The sequence below is a fragment of the Mesorhizobium sp. M7A.F.Ca.CA.004.12.1.1 genome, assembly GCF_003997835.1.
Lineage (GTDB): Bacteria > Pseudomonadota > Alphaproteobacteria > Rhizobiales > Rhizobiaceae > Mesorhizobium.
The window spans coordinates 1-16415 of record NZ_RZRK01000033.1 but is presented as its reverse complement, the minus strand read 5'-3'; the positions used below and the strand labels follow the sequence as shown (position 1 = coordinate 16415).

17 protein-coding genes are annotated in these 16415 nt (G+C 63.8%); 5 read left to right on the top strand and 12 right to left on the bottom strand.

Translation table 11 applies throughout. From position 1 onward, the window contains the following. Positions 1–19: 19 nt before the first annotated feature. The 4 genes from EN984_RS03340 to EN984_RS03325 all read right to left on the bottom strand — a co-directional run bounded on the left by EN984_RS03340 (position 20) and on the right by EN984_RS03325 (position 2165). Positions 20–265, bottom strand: a complete 246-nt coding sequence (locus EN984_RS03340; protein WP_056595839.1) for a type II toxin-antitoxin system prevent-host-death family antitoxin — start codon at positions 263–265, stop codon at positions 20–22. 161 nt (positions 266–426) lie between these two features. After that, positions 427–735 carry a putative quinol monooxygenase gene (locus tag EN984_RS03335; protein ID WP_023809886.1) on the bottom strand — a complete coding sequence of 103 codons (309 nt, stop codon included), beginning with the start codon at positions 733–735 and terminating at the stop codon, positions 427–429. Positions 736–798: 63 nt separating this feature from the next. Then, positions 799–1578, bottom strand: coding sequence for an SDR family oxidoreductase (locus EN984_RS03330; RefSeq protein ID WP_127270549.1), 780 nt, complete (start codon positions 1576–1578; stop codon positions 799–801). Between the two features lie 149 nt (positions 1579–1727). Further along, complete coding sequence (locus tag EN984_RS03325; protein ID WP_127270547.1) at positions 1728–2165, bottom strand: DsrE family protein; 438 nt, start codon at positions 2163–2165, stop codon at positions 1728–1730. Between the two features lie 102 nt (positions 2166–2267). On the opposite strand from EN984_RS03325, the gene EN984_RS03320 reads away from it, so the two are divergent. Together EN984_RS03320 and EN984_RS03315 are read left to right on the top strand one after the other, a co-directional pair. Beyond that, on the top strand, positions 2268–3371 hold the full coding sequence (locus EN984_RS03320; protein ID WP_127271717.1) for a hypothetical protein: 1104 nt from the start codon (positions 2268–2270) through the stop codon (positions 3369–3371). 19 nt (positions 3372–3390) lie between these two features. Then, a complete protein-coding gene (locus tag EN984_RS03315; RefSeq protein WP_032808618.1) occupies positions 3391–3597 on the top strand; it encodes an AbrB/MazE/SpoVT family DNA-binding domain-containing protein in 207 nt (68 codons plus the stop codon). A gap of 199 nt (positions 3598–3796) precedes the next feature. Here the strand turns inward: EN984_RS03315 and EN984_RS03310 are convergent, their stop codons facing one another. Both EN984_RS03310 and EN984_RS03305 read right to left on the bottom strand, forming a co-directional pair. Then, complete coding sequence (locus tag EN984_RS03310) at positions 3797–4744, bottom strand: cation diffusion facilitator family transporter (protein WP_127271270.1); 948 nt, start codon at positions 4742–4744, stop codon at positions 3797–3799. Positions 4745–4749: 5 nt separating this feature from the next. Next, a complete protein-coding gene (locus EN984_RS03305) occupies positions 4750–6939 on the bottom strand; it encodes an anthranilate synthase (protein ID WP_127271719.1) in 2190 nt (729 codons plus the stop codon). 319 nt (positions 6940–7258) lie between these two features. Here EN984_RS03305 and EN984_RS03300 point away from each other — a divergent pair, with 319 nt between their 5' ends. Then, entirely contained in the window at positions 7259–8029 is a 771-nt protein-coding gene (locus EN984_RS03300; RefSeq protein WP_127273278.1) for an isocitrate lyase/phosphoenolpyruvate mutase family protein, read from the top strand. A 1-nt stretch (position 8030) separates the two neighbouring features. Here the strand turns inward: EN984_RS03300 and EN984_RS03295 are convergent, their stop codons facing one another. The 4 genes from EN984_RS03295 to EN984_RS03280 form a co-directional block, all read right to left on the bottom strand. Further along, positions 8031–9086, bottom strand: a complete 1056-nt coding sequence (locus tag EN984_RS03295) for a succinylglutamate desuccinylase/aspartoacylase family protein (RefSeq protein ID WP_127272312.1) — start codon at positions 9084–9086, stop codon at positions 8031–8033. Positions 9087–9172: 86 nt separating this feature from the next. Further along, complete coding sequence (locus EN984_RS03290; RefSeq protein ID WP_127272313.1) at positions 9173–10345, bottom strand: MFS transporter; 1173 nt, start codon at positions 10343–10345, stop codon at positions 9173–9175. A gap of 125 nt (positions 10346–10470) precedes the next feature. After that, positions 10471–11847: an FAD-containing oxidoreductase gene (locus EN984_RS03285; RefSeq protein WP_127272314.1), complete on the bottom strand. Its 1377-nt coding sequence runs from the start codon at positions 11845–11847 to the stop codon at positions 10471–10473. After that, positions 11844–12305: a DUF4126 domain-containing protein gene (locus EN984_RS03280; protein ID WP_127266540.1), complete on the bottom strand. Its 462-nt coding sequence runs from the start codon at positions 12303–12305 to the stop codon at positions 11844–11846. The genes EN984_RS03285 and EN984_RS03280 overlap by 4 nt, the downstream gene beginning before the upstream one ends. A 141-nt stretch (positions 12306–12446) precedes the next feature. On the opposite strand from EN984_RS03280, the gene EN984_RS03275 reads away from it, so the two are divergent. Beyond that, a complete protein-coding gene (locus tag EN984_RS03275; RefSeq protein ID WP_127266541.1) occupies positions 12447–13004 on the top strand; it encodes a sugar O-acetyltransferase in 558 nt (185 codons plus the stop codon). A 5-nt stretch (positions 13005–13009) separates the two neighbouring features. Here EN984_RS03275 and EN984_RS03270 read toward each other — a convergent pair whose 3' ends face one another. Next, complete coding sequence (locus tag EN984_RS03270) at positions 13010–14005, bottom strand: helix-turn-helix domain-containing protein (protein WP_127266542.1); 996 nt, start codon at positions 14003–14005, stop codon at positions 13010–13012. A gap of 127 nt (positions 14006–14132) precedes the next feature. Between EN984_RS03270 and EN984_RS03265 the strand changes: the two genes are divergently transcribed. Then, positions 14133–14777, top strand: coding sequence for a cysteine hydrolase family protein (locus EN984_RS03265; RefSeq protein WP_127266543.1), 645 nt, complete (start codon positions 14133–14135; stop codon positions 14775–14777). 66 nt (positions 14778–14843) lie between these two features. On the opposite strand, the gene EN984_RS03260 is transcribed toward EN984_RS03265, so the two are convergent. After that, positions 14844–16415 (bottom strand): formate--tetrahydrofolate ligase (locus EN984_RS03260; protein WP_127383629.1); only part of this gene is annotated, 1572 nt, incomplete at its 5' end.

Below are 16415 nucleotides of genomic sequence, written 5' to 3'. Positions count from 1 at the left end.
TGGGTGTCGAGTAGCAGTTTCAAGTGTTGACACCGAACAGTTGCTCAATCTCCTCGCCACCCATGCGGTCGAAATCGTCGGGAACGGAAAACTGGCCGGCCATAAAACCGACCCTTCGCGCCTGCGACGAGGCCGGCTGATCGATAGGCACGACTTTCACCAATGGTTTGCCCGCCTTGGCGATGATGAACGGCTCACCTTTGGCAGCTCGGTCAACGAGACGTGAAAGATTGGTCTTCGCATTGTGGATGTTCACGGTCTGCATCGCAGGTTTCTCCAAGTGGACTTAGTCCACAGAGCTTAGTCCATTTTCAGAGAATTACAAGTGGAGCGCGATGACTGGCAAAACCCGGGGTCGAGATTGTTCACCTGTCGATATTGCACCCTGGAGTGCGAACCTCGCCTCGGCATCAAGCCGTGGGCGGATCACCCCGTCTTGCCGTCAGCCAGCCCGAAGCCGCCGACGGGATGGGTCTCGACCTGGAATTCGAAGCCGGCGATGAATGGCCGCGCCTTGGCGATCGCCGCCTGGACTTCGGGAAGCTGCAGCGAGGCCTTGTGACTTTCGGCGTCGGTCCACACTTCGGTGACCCAGATCGCGTCGGCATCGGCGGGGTCGCGGGCGATGATATAGCTCAGGCAGCCTGGCAGGGCGCCTGTACTGTCGCGCAGAAGGTCCATGACCGCGTCGCGCTGGCCGCGCGCCGCCCGCATCTTGCCGATCAGTCCGTACATTCCGTTGTCTCCCTTTGAGGTTTTCGACAAGAACATGCAGACCGCCAGTATGCCGGTAGCCGTTCAAGGCATCAACTGGCCGCCATTCACCTCGATCACCTGGCCGGTGATGTAGCCGCTGAGAAGGTCCGAAGAGAGGAACAGATAGGCGCCGACGCAATCCTGCGCCGTGCCGGCGCGTCCCTGCGGAATGGTGGCGACCATGCCCTTCATCTGCTCGTCGGTCGAATAGCGCTCGTGGAACGGGGTGAGAATGGTTCCGGGCGCTACCGCGTTGACGCGGATGCCGAAGCCGATCAGTTCCTTGGCCATGCCGCGCGTCACATTGGAGACGAAGGCCTTGGCCGAGCCGTAAAGCCCGGCGCCGCCGCCGGCGCCGTTGCGCGCGGCGATCGAGGAGGTGTTGACGATGAAGCCGCCCTGTTTCTTCAGCCACGGGATCGCCTTGCGCGAAGCAGTCAGCACCGAGCGCGCATTGAGGTCCATCACAGCGTCGTAATGCGCCTCGGTCTGCTCGGCATAAGGGATGCGGCCAAGCATGCCGCCGGCATTGTTGACCAGCCCGTCGAGGCGGCCGAAATATTGCGCGCTGTCTTCGACGACGCGCTCGACATCGGCGGCAACGGAAAAATCGCCCTGAACGAGAAACACCTCGCCGCCCTTGTCGGCAATCGTCAGGCCGAGCTTCTCGGCGGCGTCTTGACTCGAATTGTAGTGCAGCGCCACCTTGCATTTCTGCGCTGCATAGGCCAGCGCGAGCGCCGCTCCGATGCCGGTCGACGCACCGGTGACCAGCACTGCCTTGCCGGCAAGATCGGGTATGCTGAGTGTGGTGGCTGGCACGGTTCTTCCTCCGGGAGGTCTGCCTGTCCTTCGTAGGCCCTTGCCACCCCGGTGTTCAAGCCTTTGAGCAATTCAAGGAAACGTGTGGAGCGGTTTCCCGGCAAAGCGAGTAGCGCTTTCCCTCGGGAATTTGCGCCCAACAAACCGCTCTACGGATGCAGATAGGCGTAACCCTGGCCTTGCAGTTCGGCGAGTTTGACGACGCCGCCCTTGTCGGCGGCATGAAACCCGGCGAGCAGGTCGGGGAGCGAAATATCCATGCCTTGCATGGTGTTGGCGCAGGCATGGGGTTCCAGCCCCTGCCGCACCAGGCCGGCGAAGCGCCCGGAAATCGCGGCCGATATGCCTTTCGACTTGAAGGCCGCGAGCGCGGGACCATGCACGACCAGCACGATGTCGACATTGCCGCCGGTGCCCTCATAGTGGTTCTTGATGTTGCCGAGCACGAAATTGACCTTGTCGGTGTCGCTCAAGTGGTAGGCGACTTTTTGCCTTGCGGGCTCGGTGGCGGCTGCCTGTGCTGCCCGCAAACCGAGAAGCGTTCCGGTTCCGGCAAGAACCGCGCGGAACATATCGCGCCGACGCATGGAATCCTCCTCCGCTTGGCGGCCCGCCGCGAATTGCGTGGCTGCGGCCGCAATACTAGCATAAATTGGCGTTGCGTCCTGTCGATGCGGAGGAGAGATCACATGGCGTTCAGGGCAGGGGAATGGAAGACAGTCGCCGGCGCCGGGTTTGGCGCGGCGCTGCTTGGCTTGCTTGCCGGATCGGCCTCCGCCGACGATGCGCTGAAGCTCACCGAACTCAGTCCGAACGGCGCTGATGCCTGTTTCGGCCGCGTCTATGATGCGGGGCATCTCAAGGCGCACCCGAAGCAGAAGGTGACGCGGATCTTCTTCTACTACGGCCATGATCCGGTCAGCCGGCCGAACGAGGAACCGACCGTGAATTCCGACACGTCCTACAATGCTTTCATCGCCACCACCGTGCGCGGCGCCAAGTCGCCGGAATGGGCCGGCGGCTGGTGCAATCATGCGTCAGAGGACGGCAAGACAGGCCCGGTTCATTGCGGCATGGAATGCGACCGGACGCTTGCGTCGCTGAAGGTCGACGACAAGGGCCGGCTGTTCCTCTCGGATCTGCAGCCCGACATCTATCTCGATGCCGGTTCGGAAGAAGAGCTTGGCGCTGCGGAATATAGCAGGCAGGCACTCGGCAAGGATGACGACAATTTTCGCCTCGACCCGATCCCAGCGGCGACCTGCAAGGCGGAGTTCGCGCGCATCGATCCGGTCGACCCGGCGCTAGGCCCGCCGCTGCGCGAGCGGCTGAAGCCGGACCAGGCCTTCTGCTATGGGCGCGACTACGATGCAGCGCATCTCGGCTCGCACCCCGATCAACTCACCCGGTCGATCCGGGTTTTCCGCGGCAAGGTAGAGCTGGCGTCCTTCGCCTCGGGTGGCGACGCCGCCAACTGGCCAGACGGCGCCGACATTGCCGTTACCGTCACCACACGGCAGAAATCGGCTGAGGTTACGCAGACCTATTCCTGCCAGGGCGAAGCCGATCAGTGGCGCTGCGCGGCCAGTTCGAAGATGAGCGATTCTTCCTGCGACATCGCGCAGAAGGAGATTTTCCTCAAGCGTGGCGCCAATGGCACGATGATGCTGGCCAACCCCAACAGCGCGCTCGCGATCGTCGACCTGTGTTCGAAGGCCGCCGACGGCAAGACGAAATCCGACGACAAGGTCTACCGGCTGCAGCCAATGCCGCAATCGGCCTGCTCGCCTTGAGCTTCAATGGAGGGCGCGAATGGATAAGGCAAAAGTCTTTTGGTCTGGCGGATCGCAAGCAGTACGCATGCCGAAGAAATACCGTTTCGATACCGGCGAGATTTCAATCCGTCGCGAGGGCCGAGCGGTCGTTCTCGAACCGCTTGCGCAGGATTGGGTCTGGCTCGACAGTTTGACCGGGCCACTTGACGACGATTTTGTTGAGGCAGCTTTGGAAGGCCGATAGAGACTGGCGGCGCAGACCATAGGATCCATGCGTGACATCTGAGCGCTGCTGCGGTGCAGAATTCTGTTCCGCTGCACTCTACGAAGGTCGCGGCATGGATCCTCGGGTCTCCGCGACGGAGCTTCGCTCCTGCTTCGCCCGTGGATGACGAAGTCGAGAAGCTTCGGTTAATTTTCCCAAGTCGCTACAGGAAATCGCCTCAGGCGAACGGCACGGCCGTCGTGCCCTTCGGCAGCTTGGCCTCGTCGTCGGGCTCGACATGGATGGTGACGCGCACCGAGGGGATTTCGGCCTTCAGCGCGTCCTCGATGCGGTCGCAGATGACATGGCTGGCGCCGACCGACATGTCTGCGTCGACGACCAGATGAAACTCGATGAAGGTGGCGCGGCCGGCGATGCGCGTCTTGAGGTCGTGCACCTCGAGCGCGCCCTTGCAATTGGCCGAGATGACGTCACGGATGCGCATGTGTTCCTGGGTGTCGACGGCGCGGTCCATCAGGCCGTTCATCGACGAGCCTATGACATGCCAGCCCTGCCACAGGATGTTCAAAGCCACGAGGACGGCAAGTGCGGGGTCAAGGATCTGCCAACCGGTCAGGATCGCTCCGACCAGGCCGCCGAAGACGCCGATCGAGGTGACCACGTCGGTCATGATGTGGTTGCCGTCGGCAACCAGCGCCGGTGATTTCTCCGCCCTGCCGGCGCGGATCAACGTCCAGGCCCAGAAGGCGTTGATGACCGTAGCGACGCCGTTGACGGCAAGACCTTCCCAGGGCTGTTCGAGCGGTGCCGGGGTCTGCCAGTGGCGCCAGACCTCGTTGAGGATCAAAAGGGCGGCGAGCACGATCAGCACGCCTTCCAGCACCGCCGAGAAATACTCGGCCTTGTGATGGCCGAAAGGGTGGTCCTGGTCGGCCGGCTTGTGGCTGACCTGGATCGCCCAGAAGGCTGCAACCGAGGCAATGACGTTGACGATCGATTCCAAGGCGTCCGAGTAGAGCGCCACCGAGCCGGTGACGTACCAGGCGGCAGCCTTCAGCGCGAGCACGACAAAAGCGACGATAATCGACCAGAAGGCAAGATTGGCGATTTTGCGCTTCGCGGCCGCCTTGGCCGCGGTCGCCATCGTGTTCTCGGCTTCAGCCATGATCGTCAGGCGGCCTTTTCCTTGGCCTTGCGGGGCAAGTGGGCGACGATGTTCTCGATGATGCGCATGCCGGCATTGTGGCCGAGCGTCATGATCGATTCCGGGTGGAACTGTACCGCGGCGATAGGCTCCTTGCGGTGTTCGAAGGCCATGATTATGCCGTCCTCGGTCTCGGCTGTGACGATGAAATCGTCGGGCAGGCGCACCGGATCGGCAAAGATCGAGTGGTAGCGGCCGACGGTCACTTCCTTGGGCAGGCCCGAGAAGATGATGCCGGGCTTGGAGACCCGGATGCGCGACGGCTTGCCGTGCATCGGTATGTGCAGCTGCCGCAGTTCGCCGCCATAGGCCTCCGCCAATGCCTGCAGGCCAAGGCAGACGCCGAAGATCGGCAGTTCGCGGGCGCGCGCCTTCTTGATGGTTGCGGCGCAATCGAAGTCCTTCGGCGTGCCGGGGCCGGGCGACAGCACGACGAGATCGGGTTTCAGCCGGTCGAAGACTTCCTCAGGCACCGGCGAGCGAACGGTCGAGACGTTGGCGCCGGTCTGGCGGAAATAATTGGCCAGCGTGTGGACGAAACTATCCTCGTGGTCGACCAGCAGGATGTTGACGCCGTCGCCGACGCGCGCGGTGGTTCGCTCGGTGCTGGCGGAATTGCCTGTCTTGGCGTCGCGGATGGCGGAGAGCATGGCGGATGCCTTCAGTTCGGTTTCTGCTTCTTCTTCCTCGGGAATGCTGTCGAACAGCAATGTGGCGCCGGCCCGCACTTCGGCAATGCCGTCCTTGATACGGATGGTGCGGAGCGTCAGGCCGGTGTTCATGTCACCGTTGAAATTGACCATGCCGATCGCACCGCCATACCAGGCGCGCGGGCTCTTCTCGTTCTGTTCGATGAAGCGCATGGCCCACAGTTTCGGCGCGCCGGTGACGGTGACCGCCCAGGCATGCGACAGGAAGGCATCGAAGGCATCCATGCCTTCGCGCAGCCGGCCTTCGATGTGGTCGACCGTGTGGATCAGGCGCGAATACATTTCGATCTGCCGACGGCCAATGACGCGCACCGAACCCGGCTCGCAGACCCGCGACTTGTCGTTGCGATCGACGTCCGAGCACATGGTCAGCTCGGATTCGTCCTTCTTCGAGTTGAGCAGTTTCAGGATCTGCTCTGAGTCGGAAATGGCGTCGTCGCCGCGCTTGATGGTGCCTGAGATCGGGCAGGTCTCGACGCGGCGGCCGTTGACGCGCACGAACATTTCCGGCGAGGCGCCGATCAGATATTCGCCTTCGCCCAGATTGATGAAGAAGGAATAGGGCGACGGATTGATGGCTTTCAGCTTGCGCGAAATCTCGGATGGCTGCGTCTCGCAGCGCTCGTAGAACATCTGGCCGGGCACGACCTCGAACAGGTCGCCGCGCTTGAACGAATCCATCGCCTTGCGCACCAGATCCGCGTATTCGCCCGGTTCATGGTCGCCGCGCGGCGGGATGCGGTCAGGGCTCTTGAACGGCTCGGCGATTTCGTCGCGCGGCAGCCCTTCGGTCGAAAAACCCTCGCCGGCATAGTCATAGCGGTCGGTCCAGGCCTTGGCGGAATAATGGTCGACGACCAGGATCTCGTCGGGCAGGAAAAGCACCAGGTCGCGCTGGCTTGGCTTGCGCTCGAGCTTGTAGTCGACCGGGTCGAACTGGAAGGCGAGGTCGTAGCCGAAAGCGCCGTAGAGACCGAGATTGGCGTCTTCCTCGGTCCTGAACAGAGCGGTGATGGCGCGCAGCACCGTGAAGACTGAAGGGACGCGGCTGCGCTCCTCCTCGGTGAAGACACGGCCGGGCTTGGCGACATCGAGGCGGATGAGTGTCTTCGACGTCTCGGCGATGGTGACATCCGCCTGGCTGGCGAGCGCCTTGCCGATGACCGGCAGCAGCGCCTCGCCACGGCGGTTCAGCGCCTCGATGCGCATGGCACGGCCGCGCGCCGAGACGACCAGTGGCGGATCGATGATGGCGGTGTCCCAGCGCGTGTAGCGGCCGGGATATTCATAGTTCGAGGAAAATACAGCGCCGCGGCGCGAATTCAGGCCGTCAACGTAAGCGTCGATCGCGCCCGCATAGGGCCGGTCGTGGCGCGCGCGCGTGATGGTGATGCCACCCGCGGTCACGAAACTTTCCGCGCCGTTTTCCAGAAGCTTTATCGTCATTGCCGTCTCCATCAGCGTCTTGGGGCAACGGACCCGGGAATGGCTTGGAAAAAACAAATGGCCGCCCGGACTTTCCGTTGCGGCCACCCTCTCTTTTCACGCGCACGTGTTCGAACAGGCCGCTGTCAGCAGGCCCACCACCAAATGGTCTTGATCGAACGCATGTTCATGGCGAAAATCCATAGCCGCGAAAAACCGGATGCGCAACTGATTTGAAAAGCCTGTCCGGTGGCCGCCGCTTCAGCGTCTCATGGCACATCGCCAGGGCGGACAGTGCCGCTTAGACTGTTCCTCTAACAGCAGGAGACGGGAAAACACCATGACCGAGCAGATCGAGCGTGCGCGGACGTTCCATTCCCTCCACGTCAAGGGAAACCCGATCGTTCTCTACAACGTCTGGGATCCGGGTTCGGCCAAGATCGTCGAGAAAGCGGGCGCCAAGGCGATCGCCACCGGAAGCTGGCCGGTGGCTGCCGCGTTCGGCTATGCCGATGGCGAGAAAATCCCGCTGGAGCTGGCGCTCGACAACATCAAGCGCATCGTCACTGCCGTCGACCTGCCGGTGACCATGGACCTCGAGGGCGGCTACGGCGTCGATCCGGAGATTGTGGCTCGCACGGTGACGTTGGCGCTACGGGCCGGCGCTATCGGTTTCAATTTCGAAGACCAGGTTGTCGGCGGCACCGGCCTGCACGACATTTCTGTTCAGGTAAAACGCATCGAAGCTGCGGCAGCGGCCGTCAAGGCCTCCGGCATACCGGCGTTCATCAACGCCCGAACCGACATCTTCCTCAAGGCGAAACCGGATGCGCATGACGACGTCCTGCTCGACCAGGCCATCGAGCGCGCGCAGGCCTTCGAAAAAGCCGGCGCACACGGCTTCTTTGCGCCGGGTCTTGGCGATGAGGACCTGATCGAGACGCTTTGCAAGGCAATCGCGTTGCCGGTCAACATCATTGCGCTGGGGCACGTGCCGCCGCGCCAGCGGCTGGCCGAACTCGGCGTCGCCCGCATCAGCCACGGCCCGGTGCCTTACCGGCAGATGGCGGAATGGCTGGAGGCGAAGGCGCGACTGGCTATTTCGGGTTAAGTCAGTCCTCCAGCGTTCCCGACCGGGCGTCGGTGCTCTTCCTGTCGCCGACCAGCTTCAGAAGATCCTCGCCGGCGCGGATGATGCGGCGCGAGCGGCGGGTCAGGATGATGCCGTCCTGCGGCGCGAACACCTCGGTGCGGCCGTCGGCTTCACCCGGTGCATGGACGATGGTGGCGAGGCGCGCGCCCCTGGCGACGCGGTCGCCGGGTTTCACGTCGTAGAGCACGGCACCGGCCCGTGGCGCCGGCATCATGTCGATGTTTTCCAATGGCGCCACGAAGCCGGTGAAAGGACCCGGCGCGGGCAGGGTGCTATCGGCGATCACGCCGCGCGCCACCAACAGCCGGTAGAGGCCGTCGGCGTCGGCGGCGGCCAGGGCACCGTCGACATCGAGGATGCCGCGATATTCGACGGTGGTGGCGACGCGGCGGTCGAGCTTGGCCACATCGGCGGGGACGTTCTGGTAGGGCATGATCGAGGCGCCCTCGAAGGTGCCGTCGGTGTCCTCGCTCCACAGCACGACCGCGTCGACGCCCATGGCGGCGGCGCAATCGGCCATGGCAGGCCACAGGCTGGTGTGGACGTAGAGGTAGGCGAGGCCCTCGTCATCGCAGTGCAGGTCGAGCACGATGTCATGGCCGAGCGAGAGCTGCACCAGCCGCGTCTTCAGCCGCTGGTCGACGCTGCCAAGGGTGGTGTCGGGCAAGAGCGCTGTGTCGGGCGCGGTGAGTAGCGGAAAGCCGCGGTTGAAATTGGTGCGCGTGCCCAGATGGAAGCGGCCCTGATGCTCGCCGAAATGATATTGCGCCCGGCCGATCGGATTGGCCCAGGGCACGACGGTGAGATTGCCCTTGATGCGGCCTTCGGCCTCCGCTTTGGCAAGCATCGGCATCAGCGCGTCGATGGCGACGACGCCCGGCAACTCGCCGGCATGGAGTGCCGCCTGTAGGTATGCCGAAGGAGCAGCCTTGTCGGAACCAGTGAAGCGGAACAGCGGGAATTCGTAGGAAACCCCTTCGCTTTCGCCGGCGATGCGCTCGATCGATTTCTGCATGACTTCCTCCATCAAGAGCGAGAGACATGCGATTTGAAGGCGCCGATGTCGATTGGTCCAGCCCGCCGCGCTATGGGCGCAAGAGGCTATTCAGCCGGAAGCGGGATGACCGGCGCGCGCCGGTCCAGCGCCTGCGACAGCACGGCGACGGTGACCGCCAACAAAGCGAGTGCTGCGCCGACCAGCGGCAAATTGGCATAGGAAACACCGGCGGAAAGGGCAACGCCGCCGATCCAGGCGCCGCTGGCATTGCCGACATTGAAGGCGCCCTGGTTCAGCGTGGCGGCGAGGTTCGGTCCCTCGGAGGCCGCCTCGACGACCCGGATCTGCAGCGGCGGCACGACGACGAAGATGAGCAGGCCCCACAGGAAGACGATGCCGACGGCAACGCTGGCGATTGCGCCGAACTGCCTGAAGCCAACGAAAAGCAGGGCCATCAGCAGCAGCGTGCCGATCACTGTCGGCATCAGTTTCCAGTCGGCCAGTCTGCCGCCGATAATGTTGCCGATGGTCATGCCCGCGCCGAACAGCAGCAGAACCCACGTGACTGCCGAGGTCGACAAGCCCGATACCTCGGTGAGGTAGGGTTTGATGTAGGTGAAGACGGTGAACAGGCTTGCGGAGGTCAGCGCCGCGATCAGCATGGCCAGCCAGACCTGCAGCTTGCCCAGCACGCGCAGCTCGCCGCGCAGGCCGCCACCGCTTGGCTGGGCGACATCGGACGGCACCAGCCAGGCGATCGCTGCCACCGAGATCAGGCCGATACCGACCACGGCAACGAAGGTGGAGCGCCAGCCGAACGCTTCGCCAAGTGCGGTTCCGGCGGGAACACCCAGGATGTTGGACAGCGTCAGCCCGGCGAACATCAGCGCGATGGCGCTGGCGCGTTTGTTGCGCGGCACCAGGCTGGCGGCAACGACCGAGCCGATGCCGAAGAAGGCGCCATGGCCGAAAGCGGTGAAAACGCGCGCGGCCATCAGCGTCCAGTAGTTGGGCGAGATGGCGCAAAACAGATTGCCGATGACGAACAGGACGGCCAGCCCGACCAGCACAGGCTTACGCGGCAAATGCGCGGTGGCCATCGCCACGATCGGCGCGCCGAAGACGACGCCCAGCGCATATCCGGTAACCAGCAGGCCGGCAGAAGGGATCGATACGCCGAGGTCGGCTGCGACCTCGGGCAGCAGGCCCATGATCACGAATTCGGTGGTACCGATGCAGAAGGACGCAATGGCAAGCGCAAGGATCGGCAAGGGCATGGGGCGTCCAGACTGAATCGGTTCAAATTGAGACTGCGCGAAGGACGCCACCGTGCGCAAGCTGCATTGCTGCATCGCAGCGATGCAGAAAAGGAAGAGCTTTGAAATGGGTCGCTAACAGGCTGTCAAACCAGCGGCTTCAATTCCTGGGCAATGGTTGGCAACAGCTCCGAGACATTCGGGTGGATGTGCACGGCACGCGCCAGCGTGTCGACGGGCGCCTTGGCGTACATCAGGTCGAGTACGCTATGGATAACCTCGTCGCCGCCGGGGCCGAGCACCGAGCAGCCGAGGATCTGCCTGGTGTCGGCGTCGACCAGGATCCTCATGAAGCCCTGCGTCTCGCCCTTTTCGATAGCGCGGCCGACGCGGGTCATCGGCCGCTGGCCGACCAGCGCGCGACGGCCGGATTTCTTCACCGCGGCCTCGGTCATGCCGCAGCGGCCGAGCGGTGGGTCGATGTAGAGCGCATAGGCTTCGATGCGATCACTGACCTTGCGCGGATCGTTGTCCAGCAGGTTGGCGGCGACGATCTCGTAGTCGTTGTAGGAGGTGTGGGTGAAGGCGCCCCTGCCGTTGCAGTCGCCCATCGCCCAGATGCCGGGCACGCTGCTGCGCAACTGGTCGTCTACAGAGACGAAGCCGCGCTTGTCGACCTCCACGCCAGCCCTCTCCAGGCCGAGGTCATCGGTGTTGGGCGTCCGCCCCAGAGCCAGCAGCACGTGCGAGCCGACCGCCGGCGGTTTGCCGGCGGAGAAGGTTACGGCAATGTCCTGGCCCTGTCTGGCGAAAGCGATGTCGTCGGCGCCGACATGGACCGTGATGCCCTCGTTTTCGAGGATCGACAGGATGGCGGCGGAGACATCCTCGTCCTCGCGGCCAGTCAGGCGTGGGCTCTTCTCGATGACGGTAACTTCGCTACCGAAGCGGCGGAACATCTGTGCGAATTCGAGCGAGATGTAGCTGCCGCCGACGACGATGAGATGGCGCGGCAGCACGTCGAGATCCATCATCGAGGAATTGGTCAGATAGTCGATGTCGTGGATGCCAGGCAGGTCTGGGACCGAGGCTCGGCCGCCGGTGTTGAGGAAGATCTTTTCGGCGGTCAGCAGATCGTCGCCGACGCGCACCGTGTTGGCGGATTCGAAACGCGCATGGCCGCGATAGAGGGTGCATTTGTCCATGCCGGCAATCCAGGTCTCGAGATTGGTGCGGGCGTCGATCGTCACCTTGTCCTTGCGCGCCTTGATCCTGGCATAGTCGACGCCGACGGGGCCACTGAGCGTCACGCCATAGTCGGCGGCGCGGCGCGCAAGATGCGCGGCGTAGGCGCTGGCGACCATGGTCTTGGTCGGCATGCAGCCGGTGTTGACGCAGGTGCCGCCGACCAGCTTGCGCTCGATCAGCGCCACGCTCATGCCGGCGGCCGTCAGTCGGCCGGCCAGCGGAGGGCCAGCCTGTCCGGCACCGATGATGATGGCGTCGAAGGTTTTCGTCGTCATGCCACCGCCGCTACGATCAGCAGGCCGCCGATGATCGCCACCGCGTCCTCGATGAAGGCGGCGGGCGGATCCTTGCCGAAGGCGGCTGCGAGCCGGCCGCGAGCTTCAGCGCCGCCCAGCGTGCCGATGACGGCGCCGATGGCGCCGGCAATCAAGCCGCCGATGGTGGCACCGCCTGTCGCGCCGATCACCGCGCCGGTGAAGGCGCCCATGACGATGCGGGCGCCGAATTGCTGCGGCACTTTACGGCTCGGCGTCGACGGCAACTGGTCGGTGACCAGTTCGACGATGGCCAGGATGGTGAAGATGCCGACAGCCGCCCAGTGACTCATGAAGCTCGCCCAGGTGCCGGCAACCGGCAGCCAGCCGAGATAAGCGCCCCAGGCAACGGCAGCCGGCGCCGTCATGGCGCGAAGACCGGCAACGACGCCGATCAGAAGTGCGAGAATGTAGAGCATGGTCGATCCCCCTCGATCACCGGGCCAGGACGGCCTTGAGACGCAGGCTACCATAGGTCCAATATTTGACCAGTACTTGCATCGGCGCTTTTCTGTTGGCCGCACTTGTGCTTTTGAAGGACGTGAACTGGAGACCGCGTCATAGCCGAAAGCGAGCGCGTGAAGATGGCGGCCGGCGAATGGTACACCTGCCTCGATGATGAGCTGGAGTCCTTGCGTGTGGTAGCGCGTGACGCGGTGTTCGAGCACAATTGCCTGCCGCCGCGGCAGCGCGGCAATCTCGGGTCGGGCTTGAAAGCTTTACTCGGCAACGCCGGCGAGGGTGCCCGCATCGAGGCGCCGTTTCACTGCGCCTATGGTTTCAACATCTTTCTCGGCGACGGCGTCTTCCTCAATGCCGGCTGCACCATCCTCGACACGGCGAGTGTGCGCATCGGCAAGGGAACGCTGCTCGGTCCCAATGTGCAGATTTATTGCGCCGAGCATCACAAGGAGGTCGCTGGGCGGCAAGCTGGACTGGAGATCGCCAAGCCGGTCGAGATCGGCGCCAATGCGTGGATCGGCGGCTCAGCCGTCATCCTTGGCGGCGTCAGCATCGGTGAAGGTGCCATCGTCGGCGCCGGCGCGGTGGTGACGCGCGACGTGGCTGCGAACACCACGGTGGTCGGCAATCCGGCACATCAGGTCAAGCGGGACTGAATAGATCAGGACGACAGAACGTACGTCATGCGCTCGCCCTGGTCGGTCCTTCTGGAGAATTCGCGCCGATATTGCGCCGGCGATGTCCTCAGCCTTGCGGCGAAATGCTGGCGCAGCGAGGTGGCGCTGCCGAAGCCGGCTTCGAAGGCGACCATGTCCATCGACTTTTCGGTCGCCTCCAGCAACCGTTGAGCCAGTTCTATCCGTTGGCTGGTCAGCCAATCGCCGAAACTGGTGCCGATCGATTTTTGGAAGCGGCGGGTAAAGGTGCGCCGGGTCAGGCCGGCGGCCTCGGCGACGCTATCCAGGCTATGCGTCTCTCCGAGCGCCGCGCGAACCGCGTCGAGGGCTTGGGTGAACCGGTCGGCGTCTGCGCTTCTTTCCACCGGATGCTCGATGAATTGCGCCTGGCCGCCCTGCCGATGCGGAGAAAGGACGATCTGGCGGGCGAGCCGCAGTGCCGCTTCCGCGCCGTAGCGGGCGCGCACGATGTGGAGACAGCAGTCCAGACCGGCGGCGACGCCGGCCGAGGTCACGATGTCACCATTGTCGACATAGAGCACCGAGGCATCGACGGCGACGTCGGGGTGGAGTTTCTGCAACTGTTCGGAATAGGCCCAGTGCGTCGCGGCACGACGGCCCGAAAGCAGCCCGGCCGCGGCAATGGCGAAGGTTCCAAGGCACAGGCCGACGATCAAGGCGCCGCGTTGGTGCGCCCGGCGCAACGCCTCCATCAGCGGCGGCGATGCCGGTTCGCCGAGATGATGCCAGCTTGGAATGATGACGATATCGGCGCCGTCGAGCCCTTCGAGCCCATGCGGCGCGGCAATTGTCAGTCCGGCCTCGGTGTGGATCGGGCCGGGCTTGACCGCGCAGATGCGGAAGTCGAAGCGCGGCAGGCCAAGCGCCGTCCTGTCCTCTGCGAAGACCAGGCACGGTACGGAAAGGTGGAACGGGCTGATGCCGTCGAAGGCGAGTACGGCAATGATCGGGTCGGTCATGGGTGCTTCCGGCAGTTGAATGCGGATTGTCCCAATTCTTTCGAATGATGTCAATCGGGCCACTTTCGACTGTCGCGGAGTCCGCCTATTTTCGGTCCATCACATTCAAGCCGGAAAGGAAAACACCATGTCTGACCCAGCCAACACCACGCCACGCCGGGCGCTGATCGTCGTCGATGTGCAGAACGATTATGATGGCGGCAGTCTTGCCATCCAGCATCCGCCGTTCCGCGACAGCGTCGTCCATGTGGCGCGGGCGATGGATGCAGCGACTGCTGCCGGCATCAAGGTGGTGGTCGTCAAGCAGATGGCGCCCGAGACATCGCCGATCTTCGCCGGGGGAAGCCATGGCGGCGAACTGCATCCCGAAATCGCCAGGCGTGGGCGCGACCATTATGTCGAAAAGAACCTGCCCTCCGCCTTCACCGGCACCGACCTCGAGGACTGGCTGCGCGCCAACGCCATCGATACGATCACGGTGGTCGGCTACATGACGCACAATTGCGACCTGTCGACCATCATCCACGCCGTGCATATGGGCTTTGCCGTCGAGTTCCTGTCGGATGCGACCGGATCGGTGCCTTACGCCAACAGCGCCGGCTACGCCTCGGCCGAGGAGATCCACCGCGTGGTCACGATCATCCTGCAGTCGCGCTTTGCCGCCGTGCTCAAGACCGCCGAATGGGTCGAGTGCCTGAAGACCGGCGCGCTGCCGGAACGCGACACCATCTTCGGCTCCAACCAGCGGGCGCTGTCACGCAGCGCCGCGTAGGGACTATCTGAAAACAGAAAGGGCGCCGCATCGCTGCGGCGCCCTTTCTGTTCGAATAGAAGGATTCTAGAACAGGCCTTCGATCTGGCCCATCTCGTTGAGGAAGATCTTTTCCGAGGACGGCGCCCTCGGTAGGCCGGGCATGGTCATGACCTCGCCGCAGATGATGACGACGAAGCCCGCACCTGCCGAAAGCCTGACCTCGCGCACCGGCACCGTGTGGCCGGTCGGCGCGCCGCGCAGGTTCGGGTCGGTCGAGAACGAGTACTGCGTCTTGGCCATGCACACCGGCAGGTGGCCGTATCCGGCGTCTTCCCAGGCCTTGAGCTGGTCGCGCACCGACTTGTCGGCGATCGCTTCCGAGCCGCGATAGATACGCTGGACGATGGTGTTGATCTTCTCGAACAGCGGCATCGCATCGGGATAGAGCGGCGCGAACTGCGAAGCACCGGATTCGGCCAGTGCCACCACCTTGTTGGCGAGATCCTCGATGCCGGCCGAGCCGTGCGCCCAGTGCTTGCACAGCATCGCCTCTTCGCCCATCGAGGCGACATAGTCCTTCATCGCCTGGATTTCGGCGTCGGTGTCGGAGTAGAAGTGGTTGATCGCAACCACCGCCGGCACGCCGAACTGGCGGATATTCTCGATGTGGCGGCCGAGGTTGGCGCAGCCCTTCTTCACCGCCTCGACGTTCTCCTTGCCGAGGTCTTCCTTCTTGACGCCGCCATTCATCTTCATGGCGCGCACGGTGGCGACAATGACGGCCGCCGCCGGTTTGAGGCCTGCCTTGCGGCACTTGATGTCGAAGAACTTTTCAGCACCCAGGTCGGCGCCGAAGCCGGCTTCGGTGACGACGTAGTCGGCGAGCTTGAGCGCCGTCGTGGTGGCGACGACCGAGTTGCAGCCATGCGCGATGTTGGCGAACGGGCCGCCATGCACGAAGGCCGGGTTGTTCTCCAGCGTCTGCACCAGGTTAGGCTGCATGGCGTCCTTGAGCAACACGGCCATGGCGCCGTCGGCCTTGAGGTCGCGGGCATAGACGGCCGACTTGTCGCGGCGATAGGCGACGATGATGTCGCCGAGGCGCTTTTCCAGGTCCTTCAGATCGGTCGACAGGCACAGGATAGCCATCACTTCCGAAGCAACGGTGATGTCGAAGCCGCCCTCGCGCGGGAAACCGTTGGCGACGCCGCCGAGCGAGCAGATGATCTCGCGCAGCGCCCGGTCGTTCATGTCCATGACGCGGCGCCAGACGACGCGGCGGGTGTCGATGCCGAGCTCATTGCCCCAGTAGATGTGGTTGTCGATCAGCGCCGAAAGCAGATTGTGCGCCGTGGTGATGGCGTGGAAGTCGCCGGTGAAGTGGAGGTTCATGTCTTCCATCGGCACGACCTGCGCATAGCCGCCGCCGGCGGCACCGCCCTTGACGCCGAAATTCGGGCCGAGCGAGGCCTCGCGGATGCAGACGATCGCCTTCTTGCCGATGCGGTTCAGGCCGTCGCCAAGGCCGACCGTAGTCGTGGTCTTGCCTTCGCCGGCCGGCGTCGGGTTGATGGCGGTTACGAGGATCAGCTTGCCGTCCTTGTTGCCCTTCACCGACTTGATGAATTCGGCTGATATCTTGGCCTTGTCGTGTCC